We start from the raw sequence: 12,704 nt of genomic DNA on the forward strand, positions 1-12,704 counted from the left end.
AGTACAAACGTTTATGTAAAGTATAGAAGCTGAATGTACCTAATAAAAGGAGCTGTGATGTGCTATGAGAGATAATAACTCTGAAAAGAATCGTACTGACGATCAAATTGAACATAAACAATCCCTGGACAAGCGCGAGCCAGGATTTAATCGCATTCCTGACACTGATGCAGATACACCTGCTGCTACTGATATGATCGATGAAGCCATAGGTCGCGGGATAGACAAGTTACGTAACGATTTCACAAAATAAAGCATGGGTAATAGGACATAGGTTTAAAGTAGCCCTTAATGCATTTGTTTTGATATGTACAGCGATTTCGTAAAATCACTTAAAGATCAGCATGATCCAGCCAATGATCGAGATCCACAGCACGATGCTGATTAAGAGTCCACACATGATACCAAAAGAGAAATTACCTTCATTCTTTGGCATGGTACTGCCAAATTTCAATCTAAGCTTCATTTGATTCCAGTTCATAGAACCCCCTCCTTAAGTTCTATTTCGGAATATGAAGCTTGTTTTTGTAGACCTATAGTCATGTTTTTAAAAATAAAAAAAGGGTTTTTCGTCCTATCATCCTGATCGCGGAAACAGGATTACAGCTATACCGACCAAACAAATCAATCCACCAATGAAATCGTACAAGTCGGGTGTCTTTTTATCAATCCACCAGCCCCATGCAATGGAAAGAACAATAAAGACACCACCATATGCTGCATATACACGCCCAAAGGAGGAAAATACCTGAAAGGTAGCAATAATTCCATACACAGCTAAAATTAATCCGCCGCAAAGTCCGACATACCATGTCTTCCCTTCCCGCAGCCACTGCCAAATCAAATATCCTCCTCCAATTTCAGCGATGCCAGCCAATATAAAAAGTAAAGCTGCCTTTAGCACCATTTCACATCCCTAATTCTTTAAATTTTTTTTGATTTTTTTGGGATATCTCATTAGAGCACTCGACCTAAAATGATAATCAATGCAATCACACCAACCAGAATCAGCAGGTTGCTGACCTGACGCCATAAGCTAGGCACTCCCTCGGAGTGAAGCTTCCGCTGATTGGCATCAAAGTTCGCTTTTGCTCCTTCAGCATCTGCTGATCTAGAGAAGGGTCTGTTTTCTTCATTCATAAGAGTACCTCCTTTTCAATCCACTTTAATCATACCAAACTTTTCCGTCGATTTCGCGTTGCTTTTATGTATATACTTACCACATATTTCTGATTGCATCTTCATATATGTGAAGTGTACCCCCTTATGTCAATATTTCGCTGAATATAAAGTCTGATGTCGAATCAAGGTAGAGTGGGTATTTAGACGTCTTTCATTGCAGGACGGTAGTTATGGTATAATTTAGTCAACTTGTTCAAGATCGTAACCAGTGCTCAATTGTTTACTCAACTTGCAATTAAATTCACATCCAAGAATCCACATTCCGTTTACAACCTGCATATTCTGTTTGTAAACCCAGGAGGAGGATACCGATGTCCCCAATCTTTTTAGCAAGTTTAATGATAATGGGTATATTTTTATTTCAGGCAGCCATCGTTTTCGGCATCATACATTGGATTTCGAAACGCACTCAACGTCCAGCACAAACCAAAATGTATCTCACAATGAGTTTGCTCGTTGTAATTTTAGGCTTCCTTGTATGGGACAACTGGATACACTCACAGGAATTCAATGGATGGGCCATGATTAGTCTGCTGGTGATTATTATTAGTGCCTATATACAGCTTAGAAAGCAAAAAGAAAAATACTAATCCCATTACCATGCATCAAAGGAGGAGCGCCATGAAATCTCACTCAACACGCTTTTGGTTACAGAGGGTGCTACTGCTAATGCTTGTTTTACTCTTCAGCGGCTCTCAGCAATCGTTCATTGTTGCCGATGCCGCCCCGCCAATTAATGTTCAGGCCTCTGCCAAAGCCAAGCAATTACTTGCCTACCTATCTAATGTACCGGATGGTATGCTAATTTCCGGGCAGCATGATTACTTAGAGGCACCGGATGAACAAAATAACAAGCTACAACAAATCAGCGGACAATACGCAGGGCTTCACGGCTATGAGTTTGGAGGATTAGCCAATCAGTCTCTTACGGCCCTACGAGAGCAACGTCAGCATGTTGTGAATAGTGCTATCCAATGGAGTCGGGGCGGCGGAATCGTAGCTGTTACCTTCCATCAGGCGCTACCGGGCAAACCCAAAACGTGGAAAAACGTACAAGCAAAAATTACTCAAGCTGAATTTAATCGTTACATCACGCCAGGTACCCCGCAATATAAACAACTGATCGCCGATCTGGATGAGGTGGCTCTGTCCCTTAAGACCTTACGAGACGCGGATGTACCTGTTTTATGGAGGCCCTATCATGAAATGAACGGCAACTGGTTTTGGTGGGGAGACAAGCAAAATTACGCCAAGTTGTGGAATTTAATGTATGATCGATTTACTCATGTCCATCATCTGGATAACCTGTTGTGGGTGTGGAGTCCCAATGCCCCAAACGCATATAGCACTCCTTATGATCTTTCCTTCCCAGGTATTAACCGGGTAGATATTCTTGCAGCTGATATCTATAACAATGATTACAAATCCTCTTACTACACCGAATTACTAAAGCTTGCGCAGGGCAAGCCTATGGGAATCGGAGAAAGTAATATTCTGCCGAGTGCGAAGGTGCTGCAGAACCAGCCAGCCTGGGCCTATGCCATGACATGGGGTAAGGAACTGTCGGCAACCAATTCACAAGCAGCAATCAGACATTTTATGAACCAAAATAATATCATTACACGAGACCTTCTTCATGAATCTCTGGACTGAAAGAAAAAAGCTTTCACTTCGCTCTAGAAGCAAAGTGAAAGCTTTTTTATACCAAAATCCAAATAAAGTTCTCTAACTATTCCTGATAACCTCTTCTAGATCAATATCGGCATATGCCTCTTCTCCAAGATGTACGGATACAATGGTGTAGATCCGCTTGGACAGTCTAGACATCAGCCGATCACCCGGTGCTACAGAGTATTCTTCCCGATAATCTCCAATTTTGTGAAAACCGCTGGACATATGGATGTACAAGTTGCCCCTACGTGTTTTACCATGCACCAACATCAAATCTCCTCCTGCTGTGTAACCAACCTAATTTCCCTGTTACATGTATATCGGTCAGAACAAGATAGGATATAAGTCCCTGGTATCCTTCTTTCGTTTCACATGTAGTGCACGTACACGAAACGGGTCTGCCAGTGATGTGACAGACCCGTTTTTGCAAACCCATTTTCGTGATTTAGGAAGAAACTATTCTTGATAGGATTCTGCTATTGCATTCGCTGCAATGATTGCATTGTACACGTCAGCAGGACTAACCGGGAACGGCATGTTGACCATTGTATCATTCGATGCACAAGCAGCTTCAGCCACTTGGCGCCATTCAGCCTCAACAAATTCCTCTACACCCAAGTCACGAAGTGTCAATGGAAGGCCTACATCCTTAACCAGTTTAATCACGGTTTCCAGTTCTTCTTTCGGTGCATTTTCCAGCACTAGCTGGGTTAACAAACCGAATGTGACTTTCTCACCATGCTGTGCTTTATGAAGCGAAGGAACAGCCGTCATACCATTATGAATGGCGTGTGCTGCTGCCAATCCACCTGATTCTGCACCAACACCGCTCAGATAAATGGTAGCTTCAATCGTATCCTCCACCGCACGAGTATATACTTTACGATCCACCGCACGTTTGGCCTTCACAGCATTTTCCAGCAACGTATCATAACAAAGACGAGCAAGTCCCAGCCCTGTAGTGGAAGGCTTGTTCAGAACCAGGTTATCCCCGTTGGCCTGATAGCAAGCACGAGCTTCAAAATAAGTAGCCAGTGCATCACCGATTCCAGCTGCAAAGAAACGTGCAGGCGCTGCTGCCAGAATGCCTGTATCCGCCAGTACAACGTCTGGATTAGTAGGCAGGAACAGATATTCATCGAAAGAGCCATCTTTTTTGTATATAACCGCAAGCGCGGTACAAGGAGCATCTGTAGAAGCAATCGTTGGGAAAATAACAACAGGCAGCTTTTCATAATAAGCCGTTGCCTTAGCGGTATCCAATGTTTTTCCCCCGCCAATGCCTATGATAATGTTCGAACCATGTTTACGCACCAATTCGCGGTTACGATCAATCTCTTCTTTTGTACATTCATATTGGAATTTCTCGAAGACCACTTGGTTACCAGCTGCTTCAATTGAAGCGCCTGCCTCCTTTTGGGCCCTTTCAAGTATGAACTCATCGCAGATAACAAAGGCTTTATCGCCATAATCCTTAATATAGTCATTTAACGACGAGAGCAGATTTTGTCCAGAAATAAATTTCTTGGGTGAAGTGATGGATCTTACAACGTTTGCCATGTAAATTCCTCCTCAGCTTTGACTCATACTCAAATTAATAACCATTTGGGCATGTGACCCCTTAACTATAAACCTCTTTTCACATTATTAAAAGGCTTATTATGGAATATTTTATGAACAAATTGTGTATCTATTATACTTGAACAGTCGAGCTCCATTCAGAATACAGGATACCCATCATGATACGATCATAACTGTTGCCATCACGAAGAACAGCGGAACGAACTCTACCCTCAAGCTGGAACCCCGCCTTCTCATAAGTTCGGATCGCTTGTGTATTGTACTCAATCACATCCAAGCCGACCCGATTTAAATTGAGCTCATAAAACGCATACCGAAGAATGAGACCTACAGCTTCTGCCCCAAAGCCCTTGCCACGGTACTCCGTATTACCTATACCTATTGCCAGTTGTCCGCTGCGATTATTCCACTCAATCCCGTGGATAGCAACAAATCCGATCAGGACATCATCTGCCAATGTTCTTAATCGAAAATAGACCTCGTTAGATCTGGGAGATCCTTCTGACTCCATCTGTTTCAACGTGTAAGGAAGCGCTAAATCCGTATCTACATTTCGCAGATACTTCGCATCCTCACCCCATTTGAACATCACTTCGGCATCTTCTTCCCTGACTGCGGCCAGCTTTATTCGTTCTCCATAAAATAAATTTTCGATCTTAATGACCCTTCAGCTCCTATTATGAAATGTGTGCTATGTTTTCTGTCATAATTATCATGCTATCCGATGTCCGCAATATAAGCTCTCCCTTATGAATTCAATGTTTAAATTTTACAAAATAATCAAACATAACACAACCAAATCATTACAATTGTCATTGTGTGATACACAAAAAGACCTTGCAGCTGCAAGGTCTTCGCATAACTAATATTTAAACAACATAGCAACCAGCTGATACCCAGCTCCAATCGTCCAGAACAGCACATAATCACCGCGCCGGATACGACCCGATTCAATACCTTCATGTAGAGCAATGAACGGGCTACTGGTTCCTGTGTAACCATATCGATCACCCACATAAATCATTTGGGCATCCTCTAGCTCCAAGTGATCCCGAATCTTTAATACATTTGCTAACGAGAACTGAGACAGACAATAAGCCCGTACATCCTGAGGCGATAGCCCATTCTTTTTTAAAATGCGTTCAAGCAGATCAAATGTAGGAGGCAAGGCCATATTAGCATCGAACGGAAGCCACTGAATATATTTTCCGGGGGCATTCCTTTGGAGTGTTGCCGCTAACCCCTGAGCCGGGTACAAAATTTTATCTATATTGACTGGGTCCGTAAAATACATAGAATCTATAAATCCGGTGTCTTCTTCTGTACGCTCCAAAATAACCGCACATGCAGCATCTCCATAGTTCGCATAAGTAATCTCATCCTCCGGACCGGAAATGAGTGAATTATAATCCGACCCGATAATAAGCGCTGTCCGCACGTCAGGATTAGATAACATCGACCGACTGGCTTGATCGACAGCGACTGTCATCCCTGCACAATTCGCGTTGGAATCCATCACGGCCACATCATGTCTGGCCCCAATCGCATGGTGAACAAACAAGGCATTCATCGGAAACAGTGACTCAGGAACTTGAGTGGAGAACACGATCATATCCACGTCACGGCCTGTCATACCAGCCTGTTCCAGAGCTTTTTGTGCAGCCGCAATTCCCATGGTTAAACCGTTTTCGTTCGGGTCATCAATGATATAACGCTGTCTTCTGCCCATATGCTCCATGAAACGTCGAATATCCTTGCCCCGCTCGTCAAAATGGCGAACATAGTATTCGTTATCCAACGAATGGGACGGATGGTACACACCCAGTGCTTTTATTTTGATATGGCTCATCAGGCTTCCCCCTTACACATACGTCAGCGCATTATTGTACAACAATATCTACGTTGTTTAATCCTGCTTCGCGTGCTACTCGACCAAGCTGCATTTTAATAATGGTTTGTTGAAGGCTGATACCAAAGATTACTTTGGCAAATCCGGTTTCTTTATAACGTACAAATGAGCCCTTCAATTTTTCCACTTCTCCCGGACCCAAAAGTGCCATCTGGGTACAATCTACCTTGAGTGTAAAGCTGGACGCCTGAATGGATGAGGTTTTGGCTACATAATCTTTTACAAAGCTATCATACTCCTCCTGGCTAAACACTCCATTCACCGCCATATGTACCGTTTTCATGGCTTGATCTACTTCGATAGTGTAAGGATGTTGACTCATTTTAGAAAGACTCCTTTAATTTCATTTTTTTGTCTATTAAGAGTATCGGAATAATAGGTAGAATTTTTAATATTAAATCAGATAAATCACCACTAAAATATTACAAATTTGCGAATATAAAAAACCGTCACTGCTCCTAAAGAAGCAACTGACGGCTAGAAATTTGCGTATTCTCATGTGAAATTAATTCGTAAACGTATGGCGACCGAGTGAGATGACAGCCGGGCGACTTTTACTCCATTTGGCTGTGGCAATGGCCGGGTTGTAATAAAACAAGGACCCATTGGTCGGATCAGCACCATTAAGTGCCTGTCTGGCTGCGCGGTACGCAGTCTTGTTGGGTTTCAGGCGGTATTGTCCATCCTGTACAGCGGTGAATTGGCCAGGCTGCAAAATAACGTCCGGGATCGAGCTTGGAAACTCGCCGGACTGAACACGGTTTAATACGACAGCGCCGACAGCCACTTGACCTTCAAACGATTCTCCGCGCGCCTCAGAATAAATGATACGAGCCAGTTGATCCAGCGCGGTTACGCGCACCTTACCGAAGGATTTCAGCTTGGCTTGTGTAGCCGCTCCGGCTACTCCATCAGGTGTCAGACCCTTATCCCGTTGAAAACGAGTCACCGCTTTACTGGTCAGAGAACCATAGTACCCAGTAAACCCGGCTTTGAAATAACCGAGCGAATGAAGCTGCTGTTGAAGCTCCAGCACCCGTTCGCTTTGAACCCCTTTCTTCAAAGCTGACGATTGTGCTTGTGCTTGTCCTGGTGCGGCTGAAAATACAGTACCTAACATACATGCGCAGGACAGGATTAAAATAGATAATTTTTTCATATTCCAGACAACCTCCTCTTTCATGTTCTGTCCGGTGCAACCATTCCGGCCTGTACAACTCAGGGACGTTTATCCGATGATGTTTCTTATGACATAACTTATGCCTAGCTGCAGAAATGACGCGTGGCTACATACGGAATGGGACAATCATGCTTTCACACGTCCGTTGCAGTATACCACAAGCCGCATTTACGTATCATCCGGCTCTGGTCCTAAGACTACCCAAGCAAATAAAACGCCATCCCTAAAGGAATGACGTGTATTAAAAGCAATGGAGCATGTTCTGGACACACTTTAATACGTGACTTTTTTCGCTATTTTTCGCTTTAACTTACCCGGGATCGAAGCCTGATTTCTATGAATTCAAATCACATTTCCGCGCACACATATATGGGCGTATGCATAGAGTAGCGTACGATCCTCAAATTTCGAATAACAGAAAGGCTGGAAACGACGCGTGAATTCATATATGGATTACACCTCTCCTACTGTACAATTCACCTATGATTTAAGAGACAATGTTTTGTTTCAGAAGGATGCTCAAAATTCGATCAACGAGCTGTCGATCCAGCAGCTGAATACATTGGCAAATGTATCGCTGCTGGATATTCGCCTCAGCACTGCTAATGTTGTGGAGCCTCACTATCATCAAAATGCCACAGAACTGGTCTACTGCATCTCTGGAGCCGTAACCGTGTCACTGATTAACCCCTTTACCCGCGAGTTACGGCATTTTCCGATCACACCTGGCCAAGTGGCTAACGTCCCTCAAGGATGGTGGCATTATCTGGTCGCCACGATGGATAACACTCATTTGTTGACGATTTTTGATGCCCCGACCCCTGAATTTATACTGGGATCTGACATTTTGCGCCTAACGCCAAATAACATTATGGCTCATACTTACTGCCTGGATGAGAATAAGGTTGAGGAAGCGCTCGTCCCTATTAAAAAGCCTGTCATCATCGGTCCTCCCAATGACTGCAAGCAGCAGCCCCCCCGAAAACCTGGGATACATGTGAGGCTTGCTGATACTTCACCACACTATCAAGCCGTCCCCCAAAGAGATTACGCCTATACTAACGGATATCCTGGCTTCTCTTTTAATCCCTATCAAGAATAGGCTAACTCTAGTCAGGTCTTAAGTTCGAGGGAATACCTTTTCCCTGTATGTTCGCCGTTACCATAAGACCGTCCCTCTCATAAAATGCCAATGTATAAGAGGGGGTGATGGAATGGACGCTTACTACAACTGTTTGAACTGCATGAATAAAAAAGTACGTATTCTCACCATGGACGGAAAACAGTACGAAGGAACCATTATGGATGTGGATCGTAATAATGTGTACTTAAAAACAGAACGGAACGGACGTGTACAAACGTCTGCCTTTTACCCTGGCTACGGGTATGGGAATCAAATCTTAACATTGAGCCTGTTCACCCTGCTGGCGATTGCGTTAATTTAATCCCTGACCCATTGTCCGTTCCTGTCTATAGATGCCAATGTACCTCAAATGACAGCTGTCTCGCCCGGCACCATTTGTGTAGGGCTTGTACGCTGTTATTTGAGGTGTTTTATCATTTATTCCATCCTCTAAAACACTTAACCCCCCATCAGTTATATACCGATGGGGGGTTAAGCTACTCTTTTTAAATTAAACCCATAAAGACTTCGTAATGATAACGAGCAGAATGAACAGTACCAGAATAGCTCCTGTCGATGTCCAAACTCCTGGGTAGCCTCCTACTGAACCGCCGCCACAACCTCTTTCACATTCACTCATGGTCATTGCCTCCTTCAATTCAAGGTACAACATAGCTTATGTATTGAGCTTTCCTATGGACCGGGCTTTTTGGCAATGTTATGAATGTTTTCGCTGATGGGCATTAGCCTACACCTTTCCTAGGCAGGAGCATAGGATAACACAACTAATCTTGAAGGAGTGAAGCAATTGAATTCAAATCAAATGCTCAATTACAACGTTAATCAACCTTTTCCTCACCATCCTACCTCTCATCACGTCGTGGTGCACCCTGTAGATCCATACGTCGTAGAAACATTAAAATCGGTGATCGGCAAGTACGTTGTACTTGAGACCACTCGTGGCAGAATTGATGGATGCGTAGTTGATTGTAAGCCCGACCATGTTATTTTAGATGTATATGGGAAAAAATTCTTTGTTCGAATCAGCGAAATCGTATGGATCATGCCCAACTAAACAAATCAGACATTAAAAATCCTCGCAGATCCTGTTCCGGATTCGCGAGGATTGATCATAATATGATTATGCTAATCGAGCTCTCCTCCAAGTGAAGCCCGGAGTTCATCTATCGTTCCGTTGTATTCATCCAAATCCACTTGGCCTCGAATACCCGGAACACTGCCTGTGCTACTGTACTGCCAAGCCCACCAGTTATTCCAAGCTGGAACCGCGGTCGGCTTTTGCGTAGTGCTGTATCGGGCTACCCACAGTTTATACATAGAAAATGTAGGATCAAACTTGGAAGCAAAGACATTACCCGTGTATACGATCGGCTGACGTCCGGTAAGCCTCTCCATTTCATCCAAAAAGGCATGAGCCACTTCATTAATTTGTGCAGGAGTAAGACCTTTGGGGTTATTTTCATAGTCCATCACAGGGGGCAGATCCAGCCTGCCTCCTGCTGAATCTAGAGCCCTAGCAAAGTTAGCAGCTTCCTGACGAGCTCCATCCGCGGTAGTTGCGTTCAAAAAGTGGTAAGCGCCAACCAAGATGTTAGCCTCTCTGGCACCCTGTACATTTATCAAAAATTGATTATCTTGATATTTTGTGCCCTCTGTAGCTTTAATAAAAGCAAATGTTTTACCTGCCGCTGCCACTTGCTGCCAATCAATATTGCCATTATAGTGTGAGACGTCAATCCCTTGCGCGTGTCCATCGGAAGAAATCACAGGTGCAACAGGTATGGTAGGTAAAACGTTCTCGGTAGTTGATGGCTCCTCCGTTTCCTGATCCAATGCTATAACAACCTTACCATCATCTGCATTGAGTATATGAAAAGGTGTGCTGTTATTAAGATCAACCACAATACGTACCGATGCGGGAGTTGTACTAAACATGGAATATCTTACTTGGGAAACATCTGGATCTTCTGTGACTGGAAAACTTCCTTGTCCACTATTGTCAAATGATTGCGATGCTAGAAATTCCTCAGCAAACTTTGTATCCGGTATGTCTACAACAATACGGTCTGCATGAGTCAACGTAGTTACTTTGGGGGTTACTTTTCCATTAACAGCTATAGTCAATTGGTGATTAGCGAAGCTAATTTGGTTTATAGCCGTGCGCGCACTCTCTTTAGGATTACTTACAGCTGGAGTAGCAGAATGATCATGAGTGGACTCGCTATTCCCGCTTGAAGCAGGTGGAGTCGTCAGGAACACGGTTTTAAGCTCGTTGTTCCAGACCACATCAACCCCTGTCTGTTCGGATACAAAGCGAAGCGGAACATAAGTCGTCCCCTCTCTAAGCAAAGGCGCTACAGCCAATCCCATTTGATGATCATTAACAGAGGCCATGGGATTGTTGACCTGAAGACTGAGGTTAAGATTTTGCTTATGTATAGTTATGGTCCCTGTCTTGGACTCCCAATTCACGCTATAACCCAATTCCTCTACAATGAGACGGAGTGGAACCAGTATATTCCCCTTTACTTCTTGAATCTGAACACCTTTGCCAACACTTATATCTTTACCGTCTAACTGAAGATGTGAACTCGAAGAGGCAGCGTGACTCTCTCTTGGAAATGCTAGTAGAAACAGAAACAAAAAAGCAAATAAACAAATTTTCTTCATTATGTACCCTACCATTCTCTATATTTTCGCTTATGAAATTCTTGCACTCTATGATTCTCAGGACCTCCATTTTGATAGACGCGAATCATATGTAAAAAGTTACGATTGATTCAGTACATATTTTAGTCTTATCATACAAAAGTACTAAAAAACTCTACCAGCTATATAGCAAGCAGAGCTTTTTCCAGTTTTATTAATCTGGTTTACTAGCAATCTTATCACAAACGAATACTTCATGTTCATACTGTTAAAAATGTTAAACCTATAAGAATAATCGAGGTAACAGACAGTACCAGTAAGGGAAGCATTGCTTTCTCTCGCAAAGCCTTAAAGCTCACATTCAGCCCCATACCTACCATAGCCATCGTTAACATAAAGGTGGTAACTTGAGAAATTCCGTTTGTCAGACTAGATGGAACTACAATATATTTTCCAAAAACATAGCTGCCCACAACACTTGTAGCCATAAAGCCGATGAGGAACCAGGGAAACTCCACTTTAGCATCTGTACGAATTTTTCCGGTTCGTTTCATCCAAACCATTAAAACAAAGCTGAGCGGTATGAGCAAGAAAACACGCCCCAGTTTGGCTAATAAGCCCATTGCAAGAGCATCCTGTCCGGCAGGCGCTGCAGCTAAGGCCACATGTGCAATTTCATGTAAACTGACGCCCGACCAGATCCCATATTGCATATCCGTCAAAGGAAGCCAGGGTCGAAGCACGGTAAACAAAATGGCAAATATCGTACCAACCAAGGCAATGAGTCCTACTCCTATGGCTGTATCCTCATCTTTGGATTTTAACAAGGGAGAAACCGCTGCAATCGCTGCTGCACCGCAAACTCCTGTTCCAATACCAAGAAGAAGCGAAAGCGAAGCATCTGCCTTGAAACGTTTTGCCAGCCAAACCGTAAAAAAGATGGAAAATACAACGGTGCCCACATCACGCAAAAGTAAACCCAGTCCATGATGAATGACAACATCCATATTCAGCTTCAGCCCAAATAACACAATCGCTCCGCGTAGTATTTTCTTTGCTGAAAACTCAACCCCTGAGCGCACAGCTTCAGGGTATCCCCACAACTGTCGGTACAGAATAGCGAGAAACATGGCACAAGCCAATGGACCTACATAATGAAAGCCTGGCAATTCGTTCAGACCGTAGCCTGCCAAAGCAAATAACATCGTGAGGATAATGCCAAATATACGCTGGAATAATCGCCCTCTGTTCGAAAATAATTTGGTATGTTGTATATGACTATTCATGGTGAACCCCTCCAATTCTACATACATCCAGCTTAATATGTTTTTTGTCATAAGAAAAATAAATCATTATAATTGTGATAATAAGTAAATAGATATAATAAA

General features: G+C 43.3%; 18 protein-coding genes. 6 read left to right on the forward strand and 12 right to left on the reverse strand.

Features of this window, described 5'->3' with window-relative positions; translation table 11 throughout:
• Window positions 1-64 precede the first annotated feature (64 nt).
• Window positions 65-253: a hypothetical protein gene (locus MLD56_RS15990; RefSeq protein ID WP_023989396.1), complete on the forward strand. Its 189-nt coding sequence runs from the start codon at window positions 65-67 to the stop codon at window positions 251-253.
• A gap of 75 nt (window positions 254-328) precedes the next feature.
• Here the strand turns inward: MLD56_RS15990 and MLD56_RS15995 are convergent, their stop codons facing one another.
• From MLD56_RS15995 to MLD56_RS16005, 3 genes are all read right to left on the reverse strand, one after another.
• Window positions 329-481 carry a hypothetical protein gene (locus tag MLD56_RS15995; RefSeq protein WP_165149143.1) on the reverse strand — a complete coding sequence of 51 codons (153 nt, stop codon included), beginning with the start codon at window positions 479-481 and terminating at the stop codon, window positions 329-331.
• A 96-nt stretch (window positions 482-577) separates the two neighbouring features.
• Window positions 578-904 carry a YnfA family protein gene (locus MLD56_RS16000; protein WP_029517707.1) on the reverse strand — a complete coding sequence of 109 codons (327 nt, stop codon included), beginning with the start codon at window positions 902-904 and terminating at the stop codon, window positions 578-580.
• Between the two features lie 53 nt (window positions 905-957).
• A complete protein-coding gene (locus MLD56_RS16005; RefSeq protein ID WP_029517708.1) occupies window positions 958-1,140 on the reverse strand; it encodes a hypothetical protein in 183 nt (60 codons plus the stop codon).
• Window positions 1,141-1,493: 353 nt separating this feature from the next.
• Between MLD56_RS16005 and MLD56_RS16010 the strand changes: the two genes are divergently transcribed.
• Together MLD56_RS16010 and MLD56_RS16015 are read left to right on the forward strand one after the other, a co-directional pair.
• Window positions 1,494-1,772, forward strand: a complete 279-nt coding sequence (locus MLD56_RS16010; protein ID WP_029517709.1) for a hypothetical protein — start codon at window positions 1,494-1,496, stop codon at window positions 1,770-1,772.
• Window positions 1,773-1,803: 31 nt separating this feature from the next.
• Window positions 1,804-2,835, forward strand: coding sequence for a glycosyl hydrolase (locus tag MLD56_RS16015; protein ID WP_029517710.1), 1,032 nt, complete (start codon window positions 1,804-1,806; stop codon window positions 2,833-2,835).
• Between the two features lie 72 nt (window positions 2,836-2,907).
• On the opposite strand, the gene MLD56_RS16020 is transcribed toward MLD56_RS16015, so the two are convergent.
• The 6 genes from MLD56_RS16020 to MLD56_RS16045 form a co-directional block, all read right to left on the reverse strand.
• Entirely contained in the window at window positions 2,908-3,123 is a 216-nt protein-coding gene (locus MLD56_RS16020) for a hypothetical protein (RefSeq protein ID WP_013311038.1), read from the reverse strand.
• A 186-nt stretch (window positions 3,124-3,309) separates the two neighbouring features.
• The gene (locus MLD56_RS16025; protein ID WP_029517711.1) at window positions 3,310-4,413 is read right to left on the reverse strand and encodes a glycerol dehydrogenase; all 1,104 of its coding nucleotides are present in this window, start codon (window positions 4,411-4,413) and stop codon (window positions 3,310-3,312) included.
• Window positions 4,414-4,546: 133 nt separating this feature from the next.
• Entirely contained in the window at window positions 4,547-5,095 is a 549-nt protein-coding gene (locus MLD56_RS16030; protein ID WP_029517712.1) for a GNAT family N-acetyltransferase, read from the reverse strand.
• Window positions 5,096-5,296: 201 nt separating this feature from the next.
• Window positions 5,297-6,283 carry a ketoacyl-ACP synthase III gene (locus MLD56_RS16035; protein WP_029517713.1) on the reverse strand — a complete coding sequence of 329 codons (987 nt, stop codon included), beginning with the start codon at window positions 6,281-6,283 and terminating at the stop codon, window positions 5,297-5,299.
• Window positions 6,284-6,314: 31 nt separating this feature from the next.
• Complete coding sequence (locus MLD56_RS16040; RefSeq protein ID WP_029517714.1) at window positions 6,315-6,665, reverse strand: hypothetical protein; 351 nt, start codon at window positions 6,663-6,665, stop codon at window positions 6,315-6,317.
• Between the two features lie 183 nt (window positions 6,666-6,848).
• Entirely contained in the window at window positions 6,849-7,502 is a 654-nt protein-coding gene (locus MLD56_RS16045; RefSeq protein ID WP_241113310.1) for a cell wall hydrolase, read from the reverse strand.
• Window positions 7,503-7,959: 457 nt separating this feature from the next.
• Between MLD56_RS16045 and MLD56_RS16050 the strand changes: the two genes are divergently transcribed.
• Together MLD56_RS16050 and MLD56_RS16055 are read left to right on the forward strand one after the other, a co-directional pair.
• Window positions 7,960-8,625: a cupin domain-containing protein gene (locus tag MLD56_RS16050; protein WP_029517717.1), complete on the forward strand. Its 666-nt coding sequence runs from the start codon at window positions 7,960-7,962 to the stop codon at window positions 8,623-8,625.
• A gap of 112 nt (window positions 8,626-8,737) precedes the next feature.
• Window positions 8,738-8,968 carry an LSm family protein gene (locus MLD56_RS16055; RefSeq protein WP_029517718.1) on the forward strand — a complete coding sequence of 77 codons (231 nt, stop codon included), beginning with the start codon at window positions 8,738-8,740 and terminating at the stop codon, window positions 8,966-8,968.
• A 189-nt stretch (window positions 8,969-9,157) separates the two neighbouring features.
• On the opposite strand, the gene MLD56_RS26005 is transcribed toward MLD56_RS16055, so the two are convergent.
• Entirely contained in the window at window positions 9,158-9,286 is a 129-nt protein-coding gene (locus tag MLD56_RS26005) for a hypothetical protein (protein WP_013371969.1), read from the reverse strand.
• Between the two features lie 168 nt (window positions 9,287-9,454).
• On the opposite strand from MLD56_RS26005, the gene MLD56_RS16060 reads away from it, so the two are divergent.
• Complete coding sequence (locus MLD56_RS16060; protein WP_025719729.1) at window positions 9,455-9,721, forward strand: DUF2642 domain-containing protein; 267 nt, start codon at window positions 9,455-9,457, stop codon at window positions 9,719-9,721.
• A 71-nt stretch (window positions 9,722-9,792) separates the two neighbouring features.
• Here the strand turns inward: MLD56_RS16060 and MLD56_RS16065 are convergent, their stop codons facing one another.
• Both MLD56_RS16065 and MLD56_RS16070 read right to left on the reverse strand, forming a co-directional pair.
• Complete coding sequence (locus tag MLD56_RS16065) at window positions 9,793-11,337, reverse strand: GH25 family lysozyme (RefSeq protein WP_029517719.1); 1,545 nt, start codon at window positions 11,335-11,337, stop codon at window positions 9,793-9,795.
• A 239-nt stretch (window positions 11,338-11,576) separates the two neighbouring features.
• Window positions 11,577-12,602: a YeiH family protein gene (locus MLD56_RS16070; protein ID WP_029517720.1), complete on the reverse strand. Its 1,026-nt coding sequence runs from the start codon at window positions 12,600-12,602 to the stop codon at window positions 11,577-11,579.
• Window positions 12,603-12,704 lie beyond the last annotated feature (102 nt).

Source organism: Paenibacillus peoriae (assembly GCF_022531965.1).
Lineage (GTDB): Bacteria > Bacillota > Bacilli > Paenibacillales > Paenibacillaceae > Paenibacillus > Paenibacillus polymyxa_D.

Bases quoted from the DNA above. Each gene is read 5' to 3' on its own strand.
- MLD56_RS15990 (WP_023989396.1), top strand. From the start codon at position 65: ATGAGAGATAATAACTCTGAAAAGAATCGTACTGACGATCAAATTGAA.
- MLD56_RS15995 (WP_165149143.1), bottom strand. From the start codon at position 481: ATGAACTGGAATCAAATGAAGCTTAGATTGAAATTTGGCAGTACCATG.
- MLD56_RS16005 (WP_029517708.1), bottom strand. From the start codon at position 1,140: ATGAATGAAGAAAACAGACCCTTCTCTAGATCAGCAGATGCTGAAGGA.
- MLD56_RS16010 (WP_029517709.1), top strand. From the start codon at position 1,494: ATGTCCCCAATCTTTTTAGCAAGTTTAATGATAATGGGTATATTTTTA.
- MLD56_RS16015 (WP_029517710.1), top strand. From the start codon at position 1,804: ATGAAATCTCACTCAACACGCTTTTGGTTACAGAGGGTGCTACTGCTA.
- MLD56_RS16020 (WP_013311038.1), bottom strand. From the start codon at position 3,123: ATGTTGGTGCATGGTAAAACACGTAGGGGCAACTTGTACATCCATATG.
- MLD56_RS16025 (WP_029517711.1), bottom strand. From the start codon at position 4,413: ATGGCAAACGTTGTAAGATCCATCACTTCACCCAAGAAATTTATTTCT.
- MLD56_RS16035 (WP_029517713.1), bottom strand. From the start codon at position 6,283: ATGAGCCATATCAAAATAAAAGCACTGGGTGTGTACCATCCGTCCCAT.
- MLD56_RS16040 (WP_029517714.1), bottom strand. From the start codon at position 6,665: ATGAGTCAACATCCTTACACTATCGAAGTAGATCAAGCCATGAAAACG.
- MLD56_RS16045 (WP_241113310.1), bottom strand. From the start codon at position 7,502: ATGAAAAAATTATCTATTTTAATCCTGTCCTGCGCATGTATGTTAGGT.
- MLD56_RS16055 (WP_029517718.1), top strand. From the start codon at position 8,738: ATGGACGCTTACTACAACTGTTTGAACTGCATGAATAAAAAAGTACGT.
- MLD56_RS26005 (WP_013371969.1), bottom strand. From the start codon at position 9,286: ATGAGTGAATGTGAAAGAGGTTGTGGCGGCGGTTCAGTAGGAGGCTAC.
- MLD56_RS16065 (WP_029517719.1), bottom strand. From the start codon at position 11,337: ATGAAGAAAATTTGTTTATTTGCTTTTTTGTTTCTGTTTCTACTAGCA.
- MLD56_RS16070 (WP_029517720.1), bottom strand. From the start codon at position 12,602: ATGAATAGTCATATACAACATACCAAATTATTTTCGAACAGAGGGCGA.